At 71.3% G+C, this 23,453-nt stretch carries 15 protein-coding genes and 1 pseudogene; 7 read left to right on the top strand and 9 right to left on the bottom strand.

Annotation, left to right across the window (positions count from 1 at the left end; all coding sequences use genetic code 11):
• The first annotated feature begins 19 nt into the window (after positions 1-19).
• Together AA0Y20_RS11565 and AA0Y20_RS11560 are read left to right on the top strand one after the other, a co-directional pair.
• Entirely contained in the window at positions 20-3,091 is a 3,072-nt protein-coding gene (locus AA0Y20_RS11565; RefSeq protein ID WP_412939345.1) for an ATP-dependent helicase, read from the top strand.
• The gene (locus tag AA0Y20_RS11560) at positions 3,088-6,375 is read left to right on the top strand and encodes a UvrD-helicase domain-containing protein (RefSeq protein ID WP_412939344.1); all 3,288 of its coding nucleotides are present in this window, start codon (positions 3,088-3,090) and stop codon (positions 6,373-6,375) included. The genes AA0Y20_RS11565 and AA0Y20_RS11560 overlap by 4 nt, the downstream gene beginning before the upstream one ends.
• 28 nt (positions 6,376-6,403) lie before the next feature.
• On the opposite strand, the gene AA0Y20_RS11555 is transcribed toward AA0Y20_RS11560, so the two are convergent.
• Positions 6,404-7,561, bottom strand: coding sequence for an aminoglycoside phosphotransferase (locus tag AA0Y20_RS11555; protein ID WP_413331544.1), 1,158 nt, complete (start codon positions 7,559-7,561; stop codon positions 6,404-6,406).
• A 182-nt stretch (positions 7,562-7,743) separates the two neighbouring features.
• On the opposite strand from AA0Y20_RS11555, the gene nudC reads away from it, so the two are divergent.
• Entirely contained in the window at positions 7,744-8,646 is a 903-nt protein-coding gene (gene nudC / locus AA0Y20_RS11550) for an NAD(+) diphosphatase (protein WP_413331542.1), read from the top strand.
• Positions 8,643-10,397, top strand: a complete 1,755-nt coding sequence (locus AA0Y20_RS11545; RefSeq protein ID WP_412939341.1) for an ATP-dependent helicase — start codon at positions 8,643-8,645, stop codon at positions 10,395-10,397. Before nudC ends, AA0Y20_RS11545 begins: the two co-directional genes overlap by 4 nt.
• A gap of 31 nt (positions 10,398-10,428) precedes the next feature.
• Here AA0Y20_RS11545 and AA0Y20_RS11540 read toward each other — a convergent pair.
• Positions 10,429-10,554: pseudogene (locus tag AA0Y20_RS11540) on the bottom strand (hypothetical protein); the annotation flags it as partial.
• Between AA0Y20_RS11540 and AA0Y20_RS11535 the strand changes: the two are divergent.
• A complete protein-coding gene (locus tag AA0Y20_RS11535) occupies positions 10,513-10,707 on the top strand; it encodes a hypothetical protein (protein ID WP_413332504.1) in 195 nt (64 codons plus the stop codon). The pseudogene AA0Y20_RS11540 and the gene AA0Y20_RS11535 sit on opposite strands and share 42 nt — an antisense overlap.
• A 472-nt stretch (positions 10,708-11,179) precedes the next feature.
• Here AA0Y20_RS11535 and AA0Y20_RS11530 read toward each other — a convergent pair whose 3' ends face one another.
• The gene (locus AA0Y20_RS11530) at positions 11,180-12,604 is read right to left on the bottom strand and encodes a zinc-dependent metalloprotease (RefSeq protein ID WP_412939340.1); all 1,425 of its coding nucleotides are present in this window, start codon (positions 12,602-12,604) and stop codon (positions 11,180-11,182) included.
• A 125-nt stretch (positions 12,605-12,729) separates the two neighbouring features.
• Here AA0Y20_RS11530 and AA0Y20_RS11525 point away from each other — a divergent pair, with 125 nt between their 5' ends.
• Positions 12,730-13,851 (top strand): PDZ domain-containing protein, encoded by a 1,122-nt coding sequence (locus AA0Y20_RS11525; protein ID WP_412939339.1) that lies wholly within the window; start codon positions 12,730-12,732, stop codon positions 13,849-13,851.
• A 41-nt stretch (positions 13,852-13,892) separates the two neighbouring features.
• Positions 13,893-16,799, top strand: coding sequence for a UPF0182 family protein (locus tag AA0Y20_RS11520; RefSeq protein WP_412939338.1), 2,907 nt, complete (start codon positions 13,893-13,895; stop codon positions 16,797-16,799).
• Positions 16,800-16,946: 147 nt separating this feature from the next.
• Here the strand turns inward: AA0Y20_RS11520 and AA0Y20_RS11515 are convergent, their stop codons facing one another.
• From AA0Y20_RS11515 to mvk, 6 genes are read right to left on the bottom strand one after another with little or no spacing between them, the layout of a single operon-like run.
• Positions 16,947-18,101, bottom strand: coding sequence for a hydroxymethylglutaryl-CoA synthase (locus tag AA0Y20_RS11515; protein WP_412939337.1), 1,155 nt, complete (start codon positions 18,099-18,101; stop codon positions 16,947-16,949).
• The gene (locus tag AA0Y20_RS11510; protein WP_412939336.1) at positions 18,098-19,144 is read right to left on the bottom strand and encodes a hydroxymethylglutaryl-CoA reductase; all 1,047 of its coding nucleotides are present in this window, start codon (positions 19,142-19,144) and stop codon (positions 18,098-18,100) included. The genes AA0Y20_RS11515 and AA0Y20_RS11510 overlap by 4 nt, the downstream gene beginning before the upstream one ends.
• Positions 19,141-20,220 (bottom strand): type 2 isopentenyl-diphosphate Delta-isomerase, encoded by a 1,080-nt coding sequence (gene fni, locus AA0Y20_RS11505; protein ID WP_412939335.1) that lies wholly within the window; start codon positions 20,218-20,220, stop codon positions 19,141-19,143. The genes AA0Y20_RS11510 and fni overlap by 4 nt, the downstream gene beginning before the upstream one ends.
• Positions 20,210-21,355 (bottom strand): phosphomevalonate kinase, encoded by a 1,146-nt coding sequence (locus AA0Y20_RS11500; RefSeq protein ID WP_412939334.1) that lies wholly within the window; start codon positions 21,353-21,355, stop codon positions 20,210-20,212. Before AA0Y20_RS11500 ends, fni begins: the two co-directional genes overlap by 11 nt.
• On the bottom strand, positions 21,352-22,320 hold the full coding sequence (gene mvaD, locus AA0Y20_RS11495) for a diphosphomevalonate decarboxylase (RefSeq protein WP_412939333.1): 969 nt from the start codon (positions 22,318-22,320) through the stop codon (positions 21,352-21,354). The genes AA0Y20_RS11500 and mvaD overlap by 4 nt, the downstream gene beginning before the upstream one ends.
• Positions 22,317-23,321: a mevalonate kinase gene (gene mvk, locus AA0Y20_RS11490; RefSeq protein WP_412939332.1), complete on the bottom strand. Its 1,005-nt coding sequence runs from the start codon at positions 23,319-23,321 to the stop codon at positions 22,317-22,319. The genes mvaD and mvk overlap by 4 nt, the downstream gene beginning before the upstream one ends.
• Positions 23,322-23,453: the final 132 nt, after the last annotated feature.

The following is a 23,453-nucleotide window of genomic DNA, read 5'->3' as shown; positions in this document are numbered from 1 at the left end:
GCCGGATAGCGTGGAATGCATGGGTCAGCTCTCCGTCGGCATCACGCCCGACGCCGCTCAGTCGCGCGTGCTGACCCTCCCCGCCGAGGCGAGCGCCGTGGTCGTCGGCGCGCCCGGAACCGGGAAGACCCGGACCATCGTCGAGCGGGTGCGTCGACTCGTCACCGACGGCATCGACCCCGACACGCTCCTCGTCCTCACCGCCACCCGTCAGGCGGCGACCGATCTGCGCGACGATCTGGGCGTCGCCGTGGGGGTGGCGACGGCAGGGCCCCTGGCCCGGTCGCTGCCGGCGTTCGCGTTCCAGATCGTGCGCGCCGACGCGGTGCGACGCGGCGTCGAGCCGCCCCGGCTGCTGACCGGTGGCGACGAGGACGCGCTCATCCGCGACCTCCTCGCGGGCGATGCCGAGGACGAGCGCGACGGACGCACGCGGTGGCCGGCCGAGCTGCCCGCACATGTTCGCGACTCGCGCGGTTTCCGCGCGGAGCTCCGAGCGTTCATCGCCGAGTGCACGGCAGCGGGCATCGATCACCGGGCCCTCGCCGCGCGCGCGTCGCGCGAGGGGCGGGCAGCGTGGCAGGCGGTGGCGTCGTTCATGGGGGAGTACTTCGCGGTTCGCGACGCCATGCGCGGCGCCCATCGCGATGCGGCCGGCCTCATCCGTGAAGCCGTCGAGCTCGTATCCCGGCAAGGGATCCCGCAACTGCGGGTGGCGCTGGTCGACGATGCGCAGGAACTGACCGCCGGTGGCGTCGACCTCCTCGAGGCATGCCGTGACCGGGGCATCGCCGTCGTCGCCTTCGGCGATCCCGACGTGGGGTCGGGCGCGTTCCGCGGAGCGACGCCGGAGAACTTCGCCCGGCTCGCCGCGGGCGGCGACGTGCTGATCCTCGACACCGTGCATCGCGCCGAGGGGCGCCATGCTCCGCTCGTGTCAGCGGTCACGGCGCGCATCGGCGCGGTCGGTCTGGTCGCCCATCGCCAGGTGCCGAATCCGGACGCCCCGGCGACGGGTGTCCGCGCGCTGGCGCTGCGGTCGCGATCGGAGGAGTTCGACGCCGTGGCGCGCCTTCTCCGCGACCGGCATGTGCATCACGGGGTGCCGTGGGAGGCGTGTGCCGTCATCGCCCACGACAGTCGGCAGGTGACCGCGCTCGAGGCCGAGCTGGCGGCGCGCGACGTGCCGACGGCGACGTCCGGCGCCGGAACCTCGCTCGGCGATTCGCCGGTGGTGCGCGACCTCCTGCGCCTCGTCGATCTGGCGGCGAGGCCGGGCGACACGTGGGAGCGTGACGAGGTCATCGCGGCTCTGTCGGGGGCGGGGCTCGACGCGGTCGATCAGCGCCGACTGCGCGCGGCACTCCGCCAGGCGTTCCCGCCCGAAGAGGGCGAGACGGTGTCGGCCTGGGAACTGGTCCGCGCAGCGATGCTCCAGCCCCTCGAGCTCGCCGTGCTCGATCTGCGCGAGGCCCGACGTGCCGCTCGGGTCGCCGACACGTTGCGTGCGACCGCCGATCTCATCGCGGACGGTGCGACGGCACACGAACTGCTCTGGGCCGCATGGGAGGGCTCCGGCCGCGAGCGGGGCCTGCGCGAGGCCGCGCGTGGCAACGGGCCGCTCGCCGCGCAGGCCGATCGCGACCTCGACGCCGTGGTCGCGCTCTTCCAGGCGGCCAAGCGCCACGGCGAGCGCGAGGACGGGACCACGCCCGTGGTCTTCCTGCGTGGAATCCTCGACGCCGACGTCGGCGACGACCGCTTCGTTCCGCCGCCGGTGAGCGGCGCCGTCCGCGTGCTGACTCCCGCCGCGGCTCTCGGCACCGAGTTCGACACCGTGGTGGTCGCGGGCGTGCAGGACGGCGTCTGGCCGAACCTGCGGGTGCGCGGCGGTCTGCTCGAGACCTGGCGGCTGCCGTTCGACGACCCGGCGGTCGCGGATGCGCTCGATCGTCGCCGGGGGGTGCTCCACGACGAGCTCCGTCTGTTCGCGCGCGCCGTGTCGCGGGCGCGCGAGCTCGTGGTGGTCACGGCGGTCGACGACGACGACACCGGGCCGAGTCCGTTCTTCGAGATGCTGCCGGACGCCGAGGGTGCGCCGCCCGAAGCGGCGCATCCGCTGACCCTGCGCGGTCTCGTGGCGCGACACCGCCGGACCCTGACCGACCCGCGTTCCGCCGACCGCGACCGCAGAGACGCCGCCGGCCAGCTGGCACTGCTGGCCGATGCGGGAGTCGCGGGCGCCGATCCCGGCGAGTGGTTCGGCGTGCTGCCTCCCACGACCACCGCGCCGCTGCGCGACCGCGAGATCGAGACGATCCGTGTGTCGCCGTCGCGTCTGGAGACCCTCGAGGAGTGTCAGTTGAACTGGGTGATCGCCGATCTCGGAGGCGACGCATCGAGCACCACGGCCGGAATCGGCACGATCGTGCACAGCGCACTCGAGGTCGCATCGCCCGACGAGGAGTCACTGTGGCAGGCGGTGGCGGCGCGCTGGAACGAGCTCGAGTTCGAGTCCGCCTGGCGCGAGCGCGCGGAACGGACGCGAGCCCGCGATCTCGTCCGGCGCCTCGCGCGCTACCTGCGTGACTTCGAACGCGACGGCGGACGACTGCTGGGAGCGGAGCCGCGGTTCGAGGTGGAGCTCGCGCACGACGACGCCGACGGGCGCATCGTGCTGAGCGGAGCCGTCGACCGCGTCGAGCTGCGTGCCGACGGAAGCGTGGTGATCGTCGACCTGAAGACCGGCAAGCGCGAACCGCAGACCGATCGCGCCGTGACCCAGCACGCGCAGCTGGCCGCGTACCAGCTCGCACATGAGCACGGTGCGATCCCCGCCGCAGCGGGACGGCCACCGGGGGGCGCGATGCTCCTCGTGCTGCGCCCGACCGCCGCCACGAAGGACTACGCCGCGCCCCGGCAGCCGCCGTTCGGGGACGAGGAGCGCGAAGCGTTCCTGGGCCGGGTGCGCGGCGCGGCTCGCGTCATGGGAGGGACGACCTTCGAGGCTCCGTTCGAGGAGCATTGCCGCGACGATCACTCGTTCGGTCTCTGCCGTATCCACACGATCTCCGCGGTGAGCGCAACGTGATCGTCTCTCCTGCTGCGCTGGCGGCGGCACTCGGTCAGTTCCCGCCCACGCCCGAGCAGAGCGCGGTGATCTCGGCGCCGCTCGCTCCCGCCCTCGTCGTCGCAGGTGCCGGCAGTGGCAAGACCGAGACGATGGCGGGCCGTGTCGTGTGGCTCGTCGCGAACGGACACGTCGCCCGCTCGGGCATCCTCGGGCTGACCTTCACCCGCAAGGCGGCGGGCGAGCTGAACGAACGGATCCGGCGTCGGCTCGACCGCCTCGCCGAGTTCGAGGACGCCGGTCTGCTGCCTCACCTCGATGCGCTGCACCGGCGCGGCGCACTCGACGTCTTCGGCGAACTCGAACGCTCGGGAGACCCGGGTGGTGCCCGGCGTCACGCCGCGCAGCGTCGTCTCGTCGACGACACCGGTGCGCGCACTCTCGACGTCGTGACCGACTCCCTGCTCGAGCGTCCGACGGTGTCGACCTACAACAGCTTCGCCGACGGCATCGTCCGCGAGAATGCGGTGCGCATCGGGCGCGATCCCGAGGCCGCCGTCCTGAGCGAGTCCGCTGCGTGGCTGCTGATGCGACGTGTCGTCCTCGACTCCGACGACGAACGTCTCGAGACACGCGACAACGCGCTGCGCAGCATCATCGACGGAGCGCTCCGCATCGCGCGCGACGGCGTCGACAATCTCGTGGACTTCGACGAGCTGGCACGTTTCGGGGACGCGTTCCAGGACGTCCGGGAACGCCCCTCGACACGGAGCGGGACGACCGTCTACGCCGACGTCGCGCGGGCCGCCGAGCACGTCGCGGGTCTTCCGCTCCTCGCCGATCTCGCCGTCGAGTACCAGCGCCGCAAGCTCCGCTCCGGCGTCATCGACTTCTCCGACCAGGTGGCGGGTGCGCTGACGGTCGTCCGCGGTCATCCCGCGGTCGCAGCGGATCTCCGCACCCGGTACCCCGTTGTCCTCCTCGACGAGTATCAGGACACCTCGGTCGTCCAGACGGAGCTGCTGAGTGCCGTGTTCGCTGACACGGCCGTGATGGCCGTGGGCGATCCGCACCAGTCGATCTACGGCTGGCGCGGCGCGAGCGCCGGCAACCTCGGCGACTTCGCGTCCGCCTTCGCCCCGGCAGGCGGCGCAGGGCGGTACTCGCTCGCGACGAGCTGGCGCAACAGCGAGCGGATCCTCGACGCGGCCAACGCCGTGCTCGCGCCGCTCGCGGAACGGTCTCCGGTGCCCGTCGACCGGCTGCAGCCCCGGCCCGGGGCCCCGGGCGGCGACGTCGACATCGTGTTCGAGACCGACCTCGACGCCGAGACTGACCGTGTCGCCGAGTGGTTCGAGGGGGTGCGGGCGGACCGGGAACGGCGGGGGATGCCGACGAGCGCCGCGATCCTGTTGCGCAGCAAGAAGCACATGGTGCGTTTCGCCGACGCCCTGGCACGACGAAACATCCCGCATCGCATTCTCGGCCTCGGGGGGCTGCTCAGCACGCCCGAGGTCGTCGACGTGGTCTCCGCTCTTCGTGTCATCAGCGATCCGACGGCGGGGTCGGCGCTGCTGCGGCTGCTCGGCGGCCCGCGCTGGTCGATCGGCCTGCGCGACCTGCGCGCGCTCGCGGAGCTGGCGCGGCGGCTCGCCCGCTCGGACGTCGCCCTGCAGCCGCTATCGGCCGAGAGCTCGACGGACGAGAATGCGTCGCTGATCGACGCGCTCGACTTCTTCGTCCGCGTCGGCCCGGATCACGGCTGGCTCGAAGGCTTCAGCGTTCCCGGTCGCGAGCGGCTCCGCGACGCGGCGGCGACGTTCTCGGGTCTGCGGCGCGCGGCGTCGATGCCGATCCCCGAGCTCGTGCGTCTGATCGAGGCCGAGCTGCGCCTCGACATCGAGTTGGCCGCGAACGAGAGCCGCGGTCCCGCCCGTGTCGCGTCGGACCAGCTCCGTGCCTTCGTCGACGAGCTCCAAGGCTTCCTCGCGACCGACGAGTCGGGGTCGCTGCCGAGTCTGCTCGCCTGGCTCGACCACGCCGAGCGGCAGGACGAGTTCGCGCCGCGGACCGAGCCGCCCGAGGACGACGTCGTGCAGATCCTCACGATCCACGGGTCGAAGGGGCTCGAGTGGGATGCCGTCGCGGTCGGACGGGTCGTCGAGGACGAGCTTCCCGCGCGATCGCGCGACAAGCAGGGTTGGCTCGGTTTCGGCGTGCTGCCCTACGCCTTCCGCGGTGACGCCCGCTGGTTGCCCGACCTTGCGTGGGAAGTCCACGCGGCGCCGACCCAGCAAGACCTGAAAGCGGCGCTCGCTGACTTCACGGAGGCCAACGTCGATCGGCAGCGAGAAGAGGAGCGGCGGCTCGCGTACGTCGCCGTGACGCGTGCGCGTGATGCTCTGCTGCTGAGCGGATCGTTCTGGTCGGGCACTCGCAACCCCCGTGGTCCGAGTCCGTTCCTCCGCGAGATCGCTGCTGCGCTGGGTCGAGAGCTCACCGATGCCGAGCCGGGGGAGAACCCCTACACCGACCGACGTCAGATCATGCAGTGGCCCCTCGACCCCCTGGGGGCCCGTCGCCCCCGGGTCGAGTCGAGTGCCGAGCTCGTCCGCGACGCCCGACGCGCCCCGCACCGAGACGAGGCCGAGCGCGATCTCGCGCTGCTGCTGGCAGAACGCGACGAGCGAGCCGCGGGTACCCGCCGCGCCGCCCCCACCCGCATCCCCGCCTCACGTTTCAAAGACTTCGCCGCCGACTATGCGGCCGCCGTCGAGGCGACGCTGCGCCCGCTGCCCGAACGCCCGTATCGCGAGACGCGGCTCGGCACCCGCTTTCACGCATGGGTGGAACAGCGCTCGGGGCTCACCGCTCGGGGTCCGCAGCCGGACGCGCCGCTGTGGGACCTCGACGACCCGGCCGAGGGCGGTGCCGGGCTCGACGCAGCCGACGACGAGCTCCGACGCCTGCAGGAGATCTTCCTCCGCTCCGAGTGGGCGGAGCTGCAGCCGATCGAGGTCGAGACGGAGATCGACTTCGCCGACGACCGGATGCTCGACGACGGTCTGCCGCACGTCATCATCTGCAAGCTCGACGCGGTCTACCGTCGCGCCGACCGCGGGGGCCGAATCGAGATCGTCGACTGGAAGACCGGGCGTCCGCCGAGAACGCCGGCAGAACGCGCGGAACGGATGCTGCAGCTCGAGCTGTACCGTCGCGCCTACTCGATCCGGCACGACATCCCCGAGTCGGAGATCGACGTCGCGCTGTTCTACGTGGCCGACGACCTGGTGCTCCGCGGCTGATCAGCCGGGGCGGACCGACCTCGGTCGGTCACTCGGCCGAAGACCACCGCCGCAAGGCGTTGCGCGCGGCTTCCGCGTGCTCGGGATCGTCCTCGCGGTCCGTCGGGTCGGCGGCCGTCGCCGAAGCCGGAACGGTCGGCGCTGCGCCGGTGTCGCCCCGGCGATCGCTGGAGGCGCCCTCGGGCGTCCAGTCGGACAGGTCGATCGGGATCGTCTCGATATCGGCCTGCTCGGCGGTGTCCTGGTCGGCCAGGTAGGCGGCGAGCAGGGCGGGGTCGTAGGTATCGGTCTGCATCGAGGTGTCGCCGGCCGTCACCGCGGTGGGCGTGCGTCCGAGCAGCTCGAGTGCGTCGTCGACGGTGCTGTAGTCCTCCGGGAGCAGCGGCTCGTCGCGGACGCCCTCGTCGAGGGCGGTGAGCAGCGCGACGGCATCCTCGATCACGCGCGCGGCGCCGGTCTCGTGTCCATGGGCGAGCCAGCGGGCGAACTCCAGCTCGGCGTACAGACGCGAACGCGCAGCCAGGGCTGCGTCCGGCGTGTGGTGAGCCGCTTCCGCGTACGCGGCGAGAACGTCGTCGCGTGCATCCGGCGCCGACGCGAGCCAACGGAGGTCCTCGGCCGGGTCGCCGACGCCGAGGCCGTGCCACGCGAGCAGGCCCGTTACCGTGGGACCCGCGGCGGTGTCGGTCAGGACGAACCGTCCGGGATCGACGCCGCCGAGGGTGACGGTGGCTTCGAAGCGCCACAGCCGATCCTCGCCGAGGGCCGTGCTCCACCGACGGAGCAGGCCGAACGGGAGCGATCCTGTCGCCTCCGCGCGGTCGAGCAGTCGTTCGGCGTCTTCGCGCACGTCGGTGCTCGTGCGCGTGCGCAGACCCGCATCGCGCGCGACGGCGTGCGGGAGCGCATGGATACGGGCGATCGCTGCGCCGAGCGACCACGCGGCGCCACGTCCGCTCGGGATGTGGCCGGCTTCGACGCGATAGCCCGGAACGTACTCCTGCACGACGGCCGTGAAAGCCCCCATGCGGGCGGTGCCGAGCACGGTGGGCGCCTCGAACGGCAGCAGCCCTCGTACGCCGGGGGTGAGGGCGCGGAGCGCGCGGGTGTCGGCGACGAGCTCGAGGTCGGCATCGACGTCGACGGGGACGCGCACCACGACGCGGCGGCCGTCCTCGAGGGTCACCAGAGCGCTGTCGTAGCGGCCATCTGCTCGCTCCGTCAGCTCCGCGGCCCCCACGACGGCGGCACCGGGGAGAGCCGAACTGACGGACGCGGCTAGAGTGAAGGGAGAGCGAGCCATGCCATCAGGGTAGGTCGGGCGGCCGCGCAGGCCGACGCGCCACGCCCGCGAGAGAGGTCCCCGAGATGCGAATGCAGCCGCCGGCGCTGGCCCGGTCCGTCTTCCAGCCCTCACCGGAGGAGCGGTCCGACGAGACCCTCATCGACCGCCTGCGCTCCGACCCGTCGACCCGCGTGCTCGAGGTGCGCGGCGACCGGGCCCGGCTGCGCGGCGATCGACTCGTGTGGGCAGCGCCCGAACACGTCGACGACGCCGCCGAGCCGGCCGAATGGGCCTTCCTCGGTCGCGCGGGCGACGGCTCCGCCCGGCTCATCGCAGCGCGGACCGTCGCCCCGCAGCCGGACGAGGAGACCGACTGGGCCTCGCTTCGCATATCGGGGGGAGACCTCGTCGACGAGGACGCGGGAGCCTTCGTGACGGCTGTCGCGCTGGGACGCTGGTTCGCCGACTTCCGGTTCTGCCCGCGCTGCGGCTCACCGGCACGACTGCGGTCGGCGGGATGGTCGCGCGTGTGCACCGGGTGCGGGCGCGAGCAGTTCCCGCGGACGGATCCCGCGGTGATCGTCGCCGTCAGCGACGTCCGGAACGAGCGCCTTCTTCTCGGGCAGAACGCCGCGTGGGCCGTCGACAACCGGTTCTCGACGTTCGCCGGCTTCGTGGAGGCAGGGGAGTCGCTCGAGACGGCGATCCGTCGCGAGGTCGCCGAGGAGGCGGGGGTCGTCGTCGACGACCTCGTCTACCGCGGTTCGCAGGCGTGGCCTTATCCGCGGTCGCTCATGCTCGGATTCCACGCCGTGGCGAACGATGCGTCGCAAGCCCGCCCCGACGGTGAAGAGATCGTCGCGGTCCGCTGGTTCGATCGCGAGGAGATCCGCGCGTCGCTCGCGGGCGCGGGGCCGGTGATTCTGCCCGGCTCGGCCTCGATCGCACGTCGCCTGATCGCCGACTGGTGCGGGGACAAGGGATGAGCGACCCCCTCTCCGGACTGGACGAGCAGCAACGCGAGGCCGCCTCGGCGCTCCGCGGGCCCGTGTGCGTCCTCGCGGGCGCGGGATCGGGCAAGACCCGCGTCATCACCCACCGCATCGCGCACGGAGTCGAGACCGGCGCCTACTCGCCGAGCCGCGTCATGGCGGTCACCTTCACGGCGAAGGCGGCGGGCGAGATGCGGGGGCGACTCCGTGCTCTCGGCGTCGGCGGCGTGGCCGCGCGCACGTTCCACTCGGCTGCGCTGGCGCAGCTGAACTACTTCTGGCCCCAGCTCGCCGGTGACGCCGCGCCGACGATCCTCGGAAGCAAGGTGCGACTGCTCGCGCAGGCGGCGGATGCGATCGGCCTCGACCCCGACCCCGCTGTCCTCCGCGACGTAGCCTCCCGGATCGAGTGGCGCAAGATCACCATGCGCTCCATCGAGCGCTACGCGCTCGACAGGCCGGAGCCGGTCGGTTCGCTCTCCCTCGACGCCGTGGTGGCTCTGCAACGTTCGTACGAGCAGCTGAAGGACGAGCGGCGGCAGCTCGACTTCGAAGACGTGCTCCTCGCGTGCGCGGGGATGCTGGAGGCCGAGCCGCGCATCGTCGCAGAGGTCCGCGAGCAGTACCGTCACTTCACCGTCGACGAGTTCCAGGACGTCTCGCCCGTGCAGCACCGGCTCCTCGAGCTCTGGCTCGGCGATCGCCGTGACCTCTGCGTCGTCGGTGACGCGAGTCAGACGATCTACTCCTTCGCGGGTGCCGACCCGTCGTATCTGCTGGACTTCGGGGTGCGGCATCCCGATGCCCGGATCATGCGGCTCGAACGGAACTACCGTTCCGAGGCCGGCGTCGTCGCGGTGGCGAACGCCCTCATGCGCGGCCGGCCGGGAGCCCTCGAGCTCTCGGCTCAGCGCGCGACCCCGGACCATCCCCGCCCCACGGTCCGGGCGTTCGCCGACGACACCGCCGAGGCCGACGGCGTAGCCGCGGCAGTCGCCGAGCAGCTCGCCGACGGGATCGATCCGCGCGACATCGCGGTCCTGTACCGGGTGAACGCGCAGACGGCGCCGCTGCTGGCAGCGCTCGCGCGGCGTGGCATCGCCGCGGCGGTGCTCGGCGGGAAGCGCTTCTTCGACATCGCCGAGGTGCGCCAGGCCGTGATGGCGCTCCGGGGCGCGTCCGTCGCCCCGACGTCGGGCGACCTCGTGGCCGACGTCCGATCGATCCTGCGTTCGCTCGGGCTGACCGACGAGCCGCCGCCGGCGGGCGGTCCTCTCCGAGACGCCTGGGAGGCGCGGGCCGCGCTGCTCCGACTCGCGGAGGAGGCGCCGGCGGGCACCACCATGCGGGCATTCACGGATGAGCTCCAGGTGCGTGCGAAGGACCAGCACGAGATCGCGACACGCACGGTGACACTGTCTACGCTCCACGCCGCGAAGGGCCTCGAATGGGACCATGTTCACCTCGTGGGGCTCGCGGAGGGGCTGCTTCCGATCGCTTACGCAACGGCGTTCGAGCAGGTCGACGAGGAGCGCAGGCTCACCTACGTCGGGGTCACGCGGGCAGCGCGCACGCTGTCGATCTCGTGGGCGCGGACGTCGGGACGCTACGAGCGGCAGGTGTCGCGCTTCGTCCGGGAGATCGGCACCAGCACGCTCGATGAGGTTCGTGCTCGCGCCACGTCGGCGCGTCGTCCGACGCCTTCATCGTCATCGAGCGGGTCCGCTCCCGCACGCGCGCGCTGACCAGCTGCGACGCGATCGCGCACGCCGCGGTGATCAGGACGGGATCGGTGGAGAGCCCGCGCCGGGCCAACAGCTGGGCGGCGAGCACGGGCCACGCGGCATCCTGGTCGCGACGATGCTCGTGGAGGCACGCCAGGCAGCCGGTGCGGCCGGGCACGACCAATGGCCCGACGGTGATCCGATCGCCGGCGAGCTCGAGGGGAAGGTGCCGGACGTCGTTCGCGACGAGAGCTGCGGCACGCCGAGGCTCGACGAGGCGGGAGGCGACCAGGATGACGACGCGCTCGGCGGTCGCCGCGGGTGTATCTGACGCTGATCGTCCGACTTGCGCCCCCGCCACGGCGAGAGCCTCGAGCACGGCGGCCCGATCCGCGGAGCCGACCTCTTCGCCGAAGGACACGTCGAGGAGCGGTCGGCACCGCGGCGCCGTGAGCACCGGACCGAGCACTTCGCGCAGATGCGCGATCTGGCCGTCGGCGGCACCCGCGTCGCGCGCGATCTTCGCGAACAGCTCGTCCGGGATCCCGGCGACGAGGGCATGAACCACGCGCTCATGCCAGGGCTCCGCCGGGTCGAGAACGACCGCACCCGGCTCATCGCCGAGCTGGAGGGCCGACGGAGATCGCCAGAGCGGTGGTGCCGATGCATCGAGACGGAGCATGCTGACGATTCTCGACCGCGCCGATCAGCGGATGCCCGCCTCTCCACAGGGCGCGCGACCGCCGCGGCGGTGCGCGTCCTGTGGAGGAACGGGACGCGCGTGGGGCGGTGCGAGCCGTCGGTCAGACGGCCGCAGGACCCTCCGGTCCGCCCTCATCCCGTCGATCCCGCGATTCGTCGCGAGCCTCAGGGGGCGTATCGCCGCCCGCTGCGGCGTCGTCGGCAGCGGCAGAGGCCAGCAACGCGTCGAGCGCGTCGTCCATCTCATCCCGTTCGGGAGCCTCGCCGCGATCGCGTGCCTGCAGTCGTGCGATCAGGGCCGCCGGATCGTCGACGTCGGCGGGTGTGGGCATGAGGTCGGGGTAGTCCCAGAGGCTGTCGCGAGAGTCGGCGCCGACGGCATCCGTGATGGCACGCCACATCGCAGCCGCTTCCCGCAGTCGGCGAGGACGCAGCTCGAGTCCGACGAGCGACGCCATCGCCTGTTCGGCGGGCCCGCCGACCGCTCGGCGACGGCGAACGGCCTCGGCGATGCGATCAGCCGCCGGCAGCCGGGTCGTCGCATCAGCGGAGACGACGTCGACCCAGCCCTCGATCGTCGCGAGCAGGTGCTCGAGCCGAGCGAGCGCGGCGGCCTGAGCCTCCGAGCGCTGAGGCAGCAGCACGCCGCTCTCGAGAGCCTGTCGGAGCTCATCGGGCTGAGACGGGTCGAAGCGCGAGGCCAGCTCTTCGAGGGCGTCGGTGTCGACGTGGATGCCGCGGGCGAAATCGGTGACCTGCGAGATGACGTGCAGGCGCAGCCAGCGGGCGTGCCGGAACAAGCGCGCGTGGGCGAGCTCACGCGTCGCGAGCGAGAGCGCCAGCTGCTCGTCGTCGATGCCGAGATCGCGACCGAAGTCGGCGAAGTTCTGTGGCAGGATCGCGGCCTCGCCGTCGGGCATGACCGGGATCCCGACGTCGCCGCCCGACACGACCTCGAGCGAGAGCTTGCCCACCACGGCGCCGAGCTGCGCGGCGAAGAGCGAGCCGCCGACGGTCCGCATCAGCCGGCCGGCACCCGCGATCATGCTCTGCATCTCCTCGGGCGCCTGCGACTCGAGAGCGGCCGTCAGCGCGTCGGCCACGGACGTGGCCACCGGCTCGGCGAGCTCTTGCCAGACCGGCAGCGTCGCCTCGACCCACGCGCCGCGAGTCAACGCGCGCGGCGGGGAGGGCAGGTCGGAGATGGTCGTGGCCTCGCTGAGCCAGAGGGTCGCGAGCGCGAAGGCGTCGGAGAAGTCCTGGCGGTCTCCCGAGCTGATGCCGTGGCCATCCTTGTTGGCCAGGTGGAGGGCCTGCGTGCGGGTCGCGCTCCAGTCGACCCCGCCGTCTCCTCCGGTCGCGAACGCACCCTGCAGATGCTGCATCACCTGCTGCAGCATCGCGGGATCGACGCCCATGGCCGAGAGGCGCTCGAGCTGCTCAGGTCCGAGCGTGCCGCCCTGACCCAGCAGGTTGCGGAGCATCTCCTGGAACTCGTCCTCGGGAGAGCGGTCGTCATCAGCCATGTCAGGCGCCTTTCAGCAGGGCGGTCAGCTCGCGTTCTACGCTAGCCGCACGACCTCGTCGCACGGCGTGAATGCACCGCGTTCGCTTTCGCCGGTCGCGAACGACCGGGACCAGAAAGCAGCACGTGTCACTTTTCGACGAGAACGCCTCCGCCCCCGCGCCCCGGCGCCGTATGAGTCGGGCCGCGCTCGCAGGCCTGTGGGCGGTGTCCTTCTCGCTCGTGGCTCTCCTGATCCTCACGATCGTCCCGACCTCGTTCGTGATCCAGCGCCCCGGTCCCGTCTACGACACCCTGGGGTCGGTCTCCGCCGGCGACGGCGAGCAGCGGCCGCTGATCAGCGTCGCGGGCGCCGAGACGTACCCGACGTCCGGCACGCTCGATCTGCTCACCGTCGAGGTGCTGGGAAACCGCGAGCGCACGCCGTCATGGCTCGAGCTGGCAGCCGCCTGGTTCGACCCGGCACGCGCCGTCGTCCCTATCGACGAGATCTTCCCGGAGGGCGTCACGACCGAGCAGCGCAACGACGAGAACGCCGCGCTCATGGTCGACTCGCAGAAGGAGGCCACGGCCGCGGCGCTCGGCGAGCTCGGGTACGACGTCACCTCGCTCGTCCGGGTGTATCAGCTCGCCGACGGGTCGCCCGCGACAGGGCTCCTCGAGCCCGACGACGTGATCCGATCAGTGGACGGCGAGCCCGTGGCGACCACCTCCGCGCTGCGTGACGCCGTCAACGCCGCAGGCGGGCGCCCGTTGAGCCTCGAGGTCGACCGAGCGGGCGAGCAGCGCACCGTCGAGGTCACCCCCACGCAGATGACGACGGACGGCGAGACCCGCTGGGTCATCGGCATCACGATCGCGCAGGACTTCGACTTCCCGATCGACGTCACGCTGCAGCTCGACAACGTGGGCGGCCCCAGCGCAGGGATGATGTTCGCCCTGGGCATCATCGACACCCTCACGCCCGGTGAGCTCACCGGCGGCGAACGGTTCGCGGGAACGGGCACGATCGACGCCGAGGGCAACGTGGGACCGATCGGCGGCATCCGTCAGAAGCTGTATGGAGCGAAGGATGCCGGCGCTGACTGGTTCCTCGCGCCCGAGAGCAACTGCAACGAGGTCGTCGGCCACATCCCCGACGGCCTCCGGGTGTTCTCGGTCGCTGACCTCGACGACGCCCTCTCGGTGGTCGAGGCCGTCAGCACGGGCGGCGATCTCGACGCGCTGCCTGCCTGCGCCGCGGGGTGAGGCACGGCTTACCCCCAGCGCGCGGCGCCTAGGATGGACGGGTGACCACGACCTCAGCGCCGAACCCGGCCACACCCAGCAGATCCCGCCGCGCCGTCGGCATCACCCTCGCCGTCATCGCGGCCGTGGTGGTGGCCTTCTTCGTCTTCGCGAGCCTCTACGCCGATTGGCTGTGGTTCCGTCAGCTCGGCTTCGACGGGGTCCTGGTGACCCAGTGGACCGCGCGGGCGATCATGTTCGTCGTCGGGTTCGTCGCCATGGCGGTGCCCGTCTGGCTCTCGATCCAGCTCGCCTACCGGTTGCGGCCGGTCTACGCACGACTGAGCTCGCAGCTCGACCGCTACCAGGAGGTCGTCGAGCCCCTGCGCCGTCTGGGCATGTGGGGCATCCCGACCTTCTTCGGGTTCTTCGCCGGCTTCGCCGCCTCGGCTCAGTGGGAGACGGTGGCGCTCTGGCTCAACGGCGGAAACACCGGCACGACCGATCCGCAGTTCGGGCTCGACACCGGCTTCTACCTCTTCACGCTCCCGTTCCTCTCGGCGGCGGTGGGCTTCGTCTCGGCGATCGTCATCGTGTGCCTCCTGGTGACGGCCCTCGTGTCGTACCTCTACGGCTCCGTCCGGGTCGGTCAGCGCGAGCTGCGGATCTCGAAGTCGGCGCGCATCCAGCTCGCCGTCATCGCGGGCATCTACCTGCTGGTCCAGGGCGTGAGCATCTGGATCGATCGGTATCGCACTCTCGTCACGCCGAACGACCGCATCACGGGTGCGGGTTACGTGGACGTCAACGCCGTCATCCCCGGTCAGACGATCCTCGCGATCGCCGCCGCGATCGTGGCGGTGCTGTTCTTCGTCACCGCGATCATCGGACGTTGGCGCTTCCCGCTCATCGGCACCGGCCTCCTCATCGTGACCTCCCTCGTCGTCGGCGTCGCCTACCCGTGGTTCGTCAACAACGTGCAGGTGCGCCCGAACCAGCTCACGCTCGAATCGCAGTACTACGAGCGCAACATCGAAGGCACCAAGGCGGCCTACGGCATCTCGGGTCTCGAGAAGACCGACTTCCAGGCCGTGACCGACGTCGAGCCGGGCCAGCTGCGTGCCGACGCCGACACGACGGCTTCGATCCGCATCATGGACCCCGCCATCATCGGACCGACCGTGCGCCAGATCGAGCAGTACCGCTCGTACTACCAGTTCGCCGAGCCCCTCGACGTCGACCGCTACGAGATCGACGGACAGTCGCAGGACACGGTGGTCTCGGTCCGCGAGCTCAATGTCAACCAGCTCGGTGACGCGGCCTCGTGGTACAACACGACCCTCGTGTACACCCACGGTTACGGCATGGTCGCGGCCAAGGGCAACGAGCGCACGGCCGACGGCAACCCGGTCTTCGTCGAGCGCGGCATCCCGGCATCCGGTGAGCTGACCAACGGTCAGAAGTACGAGCCGCGCGTCTACTTCGGCGAGTTCTCGCCGACGTACTCGATCGTCGGAGCCCCCGAGGGATCGTCGCCCATCGAGCTCGACTACCCGCGTGGTCAGGAGGGCGAGAGCCAGACGAAGACGACGTTCGACGGCGACGGCGGTCCCTCGATCGGTGACGTCTTCCACCGCCTGATCTACTCGCTGAAGTTCCAGTCCACCGACATCCTGTTCTCCGACGCCATCAACGAGGACTCGCAGATCCTCTACGACCGCGACCCGGCGACCCGCGTGCAGAAGGTCGCGCCGTACCTCGAGCTCGACAACGACCCGTACCCCTCGGTCGTCGACGGGCGCATCGTCTGGATCGTCGACGGCTACACGCTGAGCGCCAACTACCCGTACTCGTCGATCGTCAGCCTCAGCGATGCGATCTCCGACTCGTCGAACCCGCAGCCTCGCGTCGCGCTGGACAACATCAACTACATCCGCAACTCGGTGAAGGCGACGGTCGACGCGTACTCGGGCGAAGTGACGCTCTACGCGTGGGACGAGACCGACCCGCTGCTGCAGGCCTGGCAGAAGGTCTACCCGAACACGCTCAAGCCGATCAGCGACATGAGCGGCGACCTCATGAGCCACGTCCGGTACCCGACCGACCTGTTCAAGGTGCAGCGCGCGATGCTCGGTACCTATCACGTCGACACGGCGCAGTCGTTCTACTCGCGTGACAACGCCTGGAAGACTCCGAACGACCCGCAGCAGGACACGCAGCTGCAGCCGCCGTACTACCTCACGATGAAGATGCCGGGCCAGGACGCCCCGTCGTACTCGATGTTCTCGTCGTTCATCCCCGGCGGTCAGGACACCCGCAACGTGCTGATGGGCTACCTGTCGGTCGACTCCGACGCCGGTTCCGAGGCGGGCGTCGTCAGCGGCGAGTACGGCAAGCTCCGGATGCTCGAGGTCAACGCCGAGACGCCTGTGCCGGGTCCCGGACAGGTGCAGAACACGTTCAACGCGGATCCCGTGGTGTCGTCGTTCTCCAACATCCTGCGTCAGGGCCAGTCGGAGGTCATCAACGGCAACCTGCTGACACTGCCCGTCGGTGGCGGTCTGCTCTACGTGCAGCCCGTGTTCGTGCAGTCCTCCGGCGCGACGAAGCTCCCCACCCTGCAGAAGGTGCTCGTGGGCTTCGGCGACCAGGTCGCGTTCGAGGACACCCTGCAGGAGGCGCTCGACAAGCTGTTCGGCGGCGACTCGGGTGCGAGCACCGGCGACACGGACGTCGTGCCCGAGCCGAGCCCCGGCGACGAGACGACTCCGGACACCGGTACCGGCGGGACCGTCCCGACGACTCCGGCCGCGGACTACCAGGCGGCGCTCGACCAGGCCCGTGATGCTCTCGCGGAGCGCAACACGGCGATGCAGAACGCCGACTGGGCCGCGTACGGCGAGGCTGACGCCAAGCTGACGGAGGCGATCTCGCGTCTGCTCGAGCTCGGCGAGCAGGGCCAGAACTGACCCCACCCCGCATGCAGAGAGCGCCCCGACGACGTCGGGGCGCTCTCTGCATGCGAGCCTCGTTCTCGCTCCGCGGCGAGGATGCACGAACGCACGGTTCCAAGGGCTGGAACCGTGCGTTCGTGCGCTCTTGCGAAGCGCTGGGCGTCAGTCGCGCGTGTAGCGGCGCGCGCGGCCCGAGAGGCCCGCGAAATGGAACGGGCCGGGCGACTCGGGGACGATCTCCACGTCGACGGTGCTGTCGCGGTGCGCCGCGTCGTGCAGCTCGCGGTAGGTCGGCACGTCGACGGGCGTCCGTGCGGCGAGGATGGCCTCGGTCTCCGCGCCACGCGTCGCATCGCGGTAGCCCGGCTGCACGACGAGGGTGAAGAACTCGCTGACCGACCCCGAGCCGTAGCTGAAGAGCCCGATGCGCGACCCCGTCAGGTCGTTCTCGCCCTCGAGCAGGGCCGCCAGCGCGATGTAGAGCGACGCGGTGTAGGAGTTGCCGATCCGGCGGTTGTATCCCGTCGTCGCCGTCACCAGCTCGGGGTCGAGCTCGACGCCCAGGTGCTGCCCGAGCGCGCGGTGCGCCTTGACGGCCATCTTGGTGAACGGCTGGTGGTGGCAGAACCAGTCGATCTGGTCGATGTCGACGCCGCCGCGCGAGCGGTAGTCGTCCCACGCACCTGCGACGCCGTCCAGATAGGCGCTGACCGAGAGCTTCCCGTCAACGACAGCCGTCACGCTGTCGTTCGGGCGCCAGAAGTCGTCGACCTCGGCGGTGTACACGCCGGCCGCGGTCTCGAGCACGGCGATGGCCGGGTCTGCGGAGACGAGGAACGCGACGGCACCGGCACCCTGCGTGGGCTCGGCGGCGGTGTCGAGCTCGTAGCGCGCGACGTCGCTCGCGATCACGAGGACGCGCTCATCGGGGTTGCGCGCGATGAGCCCTGCGGCCGCCTGCAGCGCGGCGGTCGCGGAGTAGCAGGCCTGCTTCAGCTCGACGACACGCACCGACCGCGGCAGGCCGAGAAGCTCGTGCACATGCACACCGGCCGCACGCGACTGATCGATGCCGGTCTCGGTGGCGAAGAACAGGGTCCGGATGCCGTCGACGCCGTGGCGGTCGATGATGCGCTGGGCCGCCGCAGCGCCCATCGTGACGATGTCCTCGTCGAGGCCCGGGATGCTCATCTGCTCCTGACCGAGCCCGACGCGGAACTTCGCGGGGTCGATGTCGGCGCGAGCCGCGAGGTCGTCGAGCTCGACGACGTGCGAGGCGGTGGCGACGGCGAGGTCGTGGATGCCGATGGTGGTCACTTCGTGGAATCCTTCCGGCGCTCGAGGAGCAGATGCGACTGCATGAGCTCCCCGGGGTTGGTCTGGGCGGCGAGCAGCGAGAGCTCTCCGCAGAGGACGGTGGCGGCGATCAGGCCGGCGAGACGCCGGGCGTTATCACCGGAGGGGCGCTCGTCGCGGCAGCCGAGGCGGGCGAGCGCGTCGTCGACGGCCGGCAGGTCCTTGCCGTTGCCGACGGTGCCGACGATGAGGTGGGGGAGCGTGCACGAGAAGTACAGGTCGCCGTCCCCGCGGACTTCTGCCCAGGTGAATCCCTGCGAGCCCTCGACGATGTTCGCGGCATCCTGCCCCGTCGCGAGGTAGAAGGCCAGCAGCATGTTCGCGTAGTGGGCGTTCGCCGAACGCAGCGCGCCGGCGATCGTCGAGCCCACGAGGTTCTTCTGCACGTTGAGGTCGACGATGCGCTGCGCTGTCGAGCGCAGCTGCTTGTCGACGAGCTCGGCGGGGATGAGGATCTCGGCAATGACGTTGCGGCCGCGTCCGAGGATGCCGTTGACGGCGGTGGCCTTCTTGTCGGTGCAGTAGTTGCCCGAGATCGAACCGTACGAGAGCTCGGGATGCCACGAGAGAACCCGCTCCATGAGCGTCTCGGCGGCGAACGTCACCATGTTGTGACCCGACGCGTCGCCGGTCGTCAGCGCGAAGCGGACGTAGAGGAGGTTGCCGACGATCTCGGTGTCGAGGTCGATGAGCTTCGCGTGCCGGCTGCGTTCGGAGACGGCGGCGGCGAGCTCGTCGAAACGGGCGACGATCGCGCGGGACGCCGCGACGGCCGCGGCGGCGGACTCGGCGACGAACAGCGACGAGCGCGTCATGCGCTCATCGACGACGGTCACGCGGATGCCGTCCTCGACGAGACGCGAGATACGGGCGCCTCGTCCGACGGACGGCCACAGCGGCGACTCGTAGGTGGCGAGGGGAACTTCCTGCTCGGCCTCGACGTCACCGGTCAGCCGCAGCGGGCCCACCCAGCGGAGGGGGATCGGGGTGAACTCGGCACTCATCGCGCGTCCTTCCCGCCGGCGCGGCGCGCCAGGCTGTCGATGTCGATACCGCGGGCACGGGCGAACTCGGCCGCGCGTCCGTGGATGATCAGGTCGGTGCGGCGGAGGTCGTCCGGACGGGTCGCCCCCACCAGGGAGTGCAACGCCGTGAGGTGGTCTGACCATTCCCGGATGCGCGAGACGAGCGCCTCCGCACCACCGTCGAGCACCACGGAGAGGAAGGAGCCGGACGCCCCGACCGCGCGGGCGCCGAGCGCGAGCCCACGCGCGACGTCGAGCGGCGTGCGGACTCCGCCGGAGGCGAGCAGCACCGGCGCATCCGCCGGTGCCTCCAGCAGGCACTCGACGGCGGACTGGCCCCACCCGGCGAGGTAGGCGTAGTCGCGGCCCGAGCGGCGATCGTTCTCGATGCGCATGAAGTCGGTGCCCCCGACCCCGGAGACGTCCGCGAAGCGCACACCCATGCCGCCGAGGCGGGAGAGGGTCGCGGCGCTGAGTCCGAACCCGACCTCCTTGACCACGACGGGGACGTCGACGGCTGCGACGATGGCTTCGAGGGATGCCGGCCAGCTCGAGAACGACCGGCTGCCCTCGGGCATGACGGTCTCCTGCATCGCGTTGACGTGCACCTGGAGCGCATTCGCCTCCAGCGCGTCCACGGCGCGGCGTGCGTCTTCCGGCGACCGCTCGATGCCGACGTTGGCCATGACGAAACCGTCCGGGTTCTCATCGCGGATGACGCGGAAGGTGCCCATGAGCTCGGGGTTGTCGAGCGCGATGCTCAGCGAACCCGATGCGATGGCGACACCCGTCTCGCGCGCGGCGATCGCCAGGTCGCGGTTGATGGCGCCGGTCGAGGCGCTGCCTCCCGTCATGGCGTTGACGTAGAACGGGAGAGCCCAGCGAGCGCCCGCGACCTCCACGCCGAGATCGACGCGATCGGCATCGACGCCGGCGAGGGCGTGGTGGACGAACCGCACGTCGTCCCATCCGTTGGGGCGGGGCGCCTCCTTCTGCTGCGCGGCGGCGAGCCGGACGTGGTCGTCCTTGCGCTCGGAGGCCTGTTCAGCCGGCATGGTGCTCTCCTTCCGGCGGGTGCACGCCGATCGTGAGGTGTCGGATGTCATTGGTCTCCCAGACGCGGAGCATGCCGGCGACATCGGAGTGCGCCGGTGCGAGGACGATGCCGCAGTCGCCGCCGCCGGCGCCGGACGGCTTGCCGGCGGCACCGATCGCCTCGGCGGCATCGCACAGGACGCGCAGCCGGTCCGTCTCGATCGTCACACCGGTCCGGGCGCCGAGCTCCTGAAGCAGGCGACGGTTGCGCCGAATCGCCTCGAGTGCCAGAGCATCGTCGGACACGGTGCCTCCGGGTGTCTCGACGGGGTGAGCCGCGAGAGCTCGCCAGAGATCCCCGACGCACGCGCGCGAGGCCTCGAGGAAACCGGTGTGCGCGTCGCCGGCGACGTTCGTGCCGCGCGACACGCCGCTCACGAGCCGCTCGGTGGATGCGGGGTGACCGGTCCATCCCACGAGCAGGTCGAGGCTGGACGGGGGAGTGAGCCGGATGATCTCCGTGCCCTCCCACGCGTCCGAGCCGAGCACGGCGGCGACGCCGCGTTCGCTGCGTGCCGCGCGCAGTCGCTCGCGATCGGGCGATCGGTAGCCGATCCATCCGCCGTAGGTGCTCGCGGCGACGTCGCCTCCGGAGGCGTTGGGGGCGACCGCGATGGTCGCGAGCATCGCGAGCTCGAACCGCCCGCGGGCGTCGAGACCGAAACCGTAGAACTCATCGATCGCGGCGATCGTCGCCACGGTGACGGCCGCGGATGAGCCGAGCCCGAACTTCCGTCCGCTGGGATCGTCGAGACCGCTCTCGATGAACAGATCGAAGAAGCGCGGACGGAGTCCCCGCTCGGCACGCAGCCTCTCGGAGACCTCGATCGCCGCGATGACGTAGTCGTACGGATGATGCTCGCGGTCGAGGGTGAGCCCGTCCTGACCGCGCGTCCAGCGCACCGGCATCCGGCTGTACTCCGGCGAGTGGATGCTGCCCTCGTCGACGCTCTCGGTGAGCGACACCGTCAGGTAGCGGTCGACAGCGATGAGCACGGACGGCTCGCCCGGGGACACCACGGCGTACTCGCCGGCGACGAAGAGCTTGCCGGGCGCGTGCACGACGATCGCGCCCGTCGTCTCTGCGGGTGTCATTCGCCCGCTCGCGTGACCAGAGCCGCGGCGGGACCGGGGCGCGCGACGGCGAGCTCGGCGAGCCCGGTGAGTGCGGCGGTGACGGCGGGGACCGACTCGGGCCGCGCCAGCACGACGACGTTGGGGCCCGCATCGGCGGTCGCCCAGGCCTCGACGCCCGTCTCGCGCAGCGCAGCCACGCGATCGAAGATCTCGACGCTCACGGGGCTCAGGTAGCGGATCGGCGGGTCGCACGACTGGATCAGCGCGTGCATCCGCAGGGCGTTGACCTCGGTGACGCGTCCGAGGCGTTCGACGTCGCCGGAGCGACACGCCTCCGCCGCCGCATCGAGGCTCTCCGCCGTCGAGGAGACCCACGCCGGGTAGAACGGCGACGTGAGCACCGTGCGGCGCATCGCCTCGCGACTGGAGATCGGCTTCTCGCGCTTCTCGACCATCGCGACGACCATCGCGAGATCGGGTGCCTCGACCGGCTCGGCGAACGACGTCTCGTCGCTGTCGCCCGCGTGCCAGATCGCGAAGCCCGGGACGATCGAACGCGATGCCGACCCCGACCCGCGCCGTGCGAGGCGACTGAGGGCGCGTGCGTCGAGGTCGAGACCGTAGGCGTGTGCGGCGGCGACGGCGAGCGCCGCGAATCCGGAGGCGGACGACGCGAGGCCGGCGGCCGACGGCACGGTGTTCACCGTGTCGACGTGAGCAGCGGCGGTGCTGCCGGCGAGCTCGCGGACGATGTCGAGGAACCGCGACACCCGTTCGGCGGGTCCGTCGACCCGCTCGTCGCCATTGAAGACGAGCACGTCACGCGCCGCGTGCTCGTCGAGGGTCACGGTGGTGGTGGTGGGGAAGATGTCGAGCGTCATCGACAGGCTGCCCGTGGCGGGGAGATTCAACACGCTGTCGCGCTTGCCCCAGTACTTCACGAGCGCGATGTTCGGGTGGGCGATGGCTGTCGCGGTGCTCATGCCACTCCTTCGACGGTGGTGGTCCAGACCGCGGCGGCGCCGGCGCGGGTGAGTCGTTCGCCGAGTTCGGCTGCGGAGGCGGTGTCGCGGGCGAGTGCGAGCACGCAGCCGCCGCGCCCTCCGCCCGTCAGCTTGGCGCCCAGCGCACCCCCGGCCATCGCGGTGCGGACGAGGTGGTCGAGGGCGGGGTCGCCGACGCCGAGCCCGTTCAGCAGCACGTGCGCGCGATTCATCCCGCCGCCGATGGCGACGCGATCACCCGCGGACACGTCATCGCGCAGCGTCGTCGCGAGGTCGCCGAGCTCGTCCAGCGCGGTTTCCACGCCGCGCGGATCGGCCTCGCGGCGTTCGGCAACAGCGGCGACGGCCTCTCGGGTGCGACCGCGCACTCCCGTGTCGGCGATGACGAAGACGAGGTCCGTCCCGACGGAGACGGGTTCGATGCGGCCCTGGTCGAACCACACGGCCGCGCGGGCGCGCACCGTACGGGCGTCGAGTCCGCTCGGCGCACCGTGGGCGGCGCGCTCGGCGGTCTGGATCAGCTCGTGCATCGTCTCGTCGTCGGCGGCGAGCCCGCACGCGCCGAGTACCGCCTCGATCACCGCTGCCGACACCGCGGCGCTGGATCCGAGACCGCGTTCGGCCGGGATGCTGCTGTCGATCGAGATGTCGAGTGCGGCGCCGGGCCGTCCGGCGGCTGCGAGGGCGGCTCGCATGGCGGTCAGCGTGACGTTCAACCGGTCGGGAGCCTGTGCGATCGGACCGTGATAGAGCGTGCTGGCGAGGTGCCCGCGACCGTCCGTCGGCCGCGCATGGGCCTCGACACCGAGGGCGCGGACGGGGATCGCGATCGCAGGTCGTCCGTAGACGACGGCGTGCTCACCCAGGAGGATAGCCTTCGCACCGGCGCGGCCCGTCGCTCCGGGCTCCGCGGCCGAGCCGTGCGTTGCCACGTGCAGACGGGCGTCCGGTGCGATGGGGACGTCGGTCGGTGCAGTCATGGAATTTCGTCGAGCGTAACAGTCCGCCCCCGGACGGAGCCCGAGTGTGCGTCGATGCGACGGCGGCCGGTCGCGACCGCTATCATGGGCGCCGCACCCAGCAACCTTTAACACCGTCCTGTGAGGCGGAGA

It is taken from the genome of Microbacterium pratiae (genome assembly GCF_047302165.1).
GTDB lineage: Bacteria > Actinomycetota > Actinomycetes > Actinomycetales > Microbacteriaceae > Microbacterium.
The sequence above is the reverse complement of the archived record's forward strand: the minus strand, read 5'-3'. Positions and strand labels throughout refer to the sequence as shown.

Bases quoted from the DNA above. Each gene is read 5' to 3' on its own strand.
- AA0Y20_RS11510 (WP_412939336.1), bottom strand. From the start codon at position 19,144: ATGAGTGCCGAGTTCACCCCGATCCCCCTCCGCTGGGTGGGCCCGCTG.
- AA0Y20_RS11500 (WP_412939334.1), bottom strand. From the start codon at position 21,355: ATGACACCCGCAGAGACGACGGGCGCGATCGTCGTGCACGCGCCCGGC.
- fni (WP_412939335.1), bottom strand. From the start codon at position 20,220: ATGCCGGCTGAACAGGCCTCCGAGCGCAAGGACGACCACGTCCGGCTC.
- AA0Y20_RS11530 (WP_412939340.1), bottom strand. From the start codon at position 12,604: ATGGCTGATGACGACCGCTCTCCCGAGGACGAGTTCCAGGAGATGCTC.
- AA0Y20_RS11535 (WP_413332504.1), top strand. From the start codon at position 10,513: ATGCTCGTGGAGGCACGCCAGGCAGCCGGTGCGGCCGGGCACGACCAA.
- mvaD (WP_412939333.1), bottom strand. From the start codon at position 22,320: ATGAGCACCGCGACAGCCATCGCCCACCCGAACATCGCGCTCGTGAAG.
- AA0Y20_RS11545 (WP_412939341.1), top strand. From the start codon at position 8,643: ATGAGCGACCCCCTCTCCGGACTGGACGAGCAGCAACGCGAGGCCGCC.
- AA0Y20_RS11565 (WP_412939345.1), top strand. From the start codon at position 20: ATGGGTCAGCTCTCCGTCGGCATCACGCCCGACGCCGCTCAGTCGCGC.
- mvk (WP_412939332.1), bottom strand. From the start codon at position 23,321: ATGACTGCACCGACCGACGTCCCCATCGCACCGGACGCCCGTCTGCAC.
- nudC (WP_413331542.1), top strand. From the start codon at position 7,744: ATGCGAATGCAGCCGCCGGCGCTGGCCCGGTCCGTCTTCCAGCCCTCA.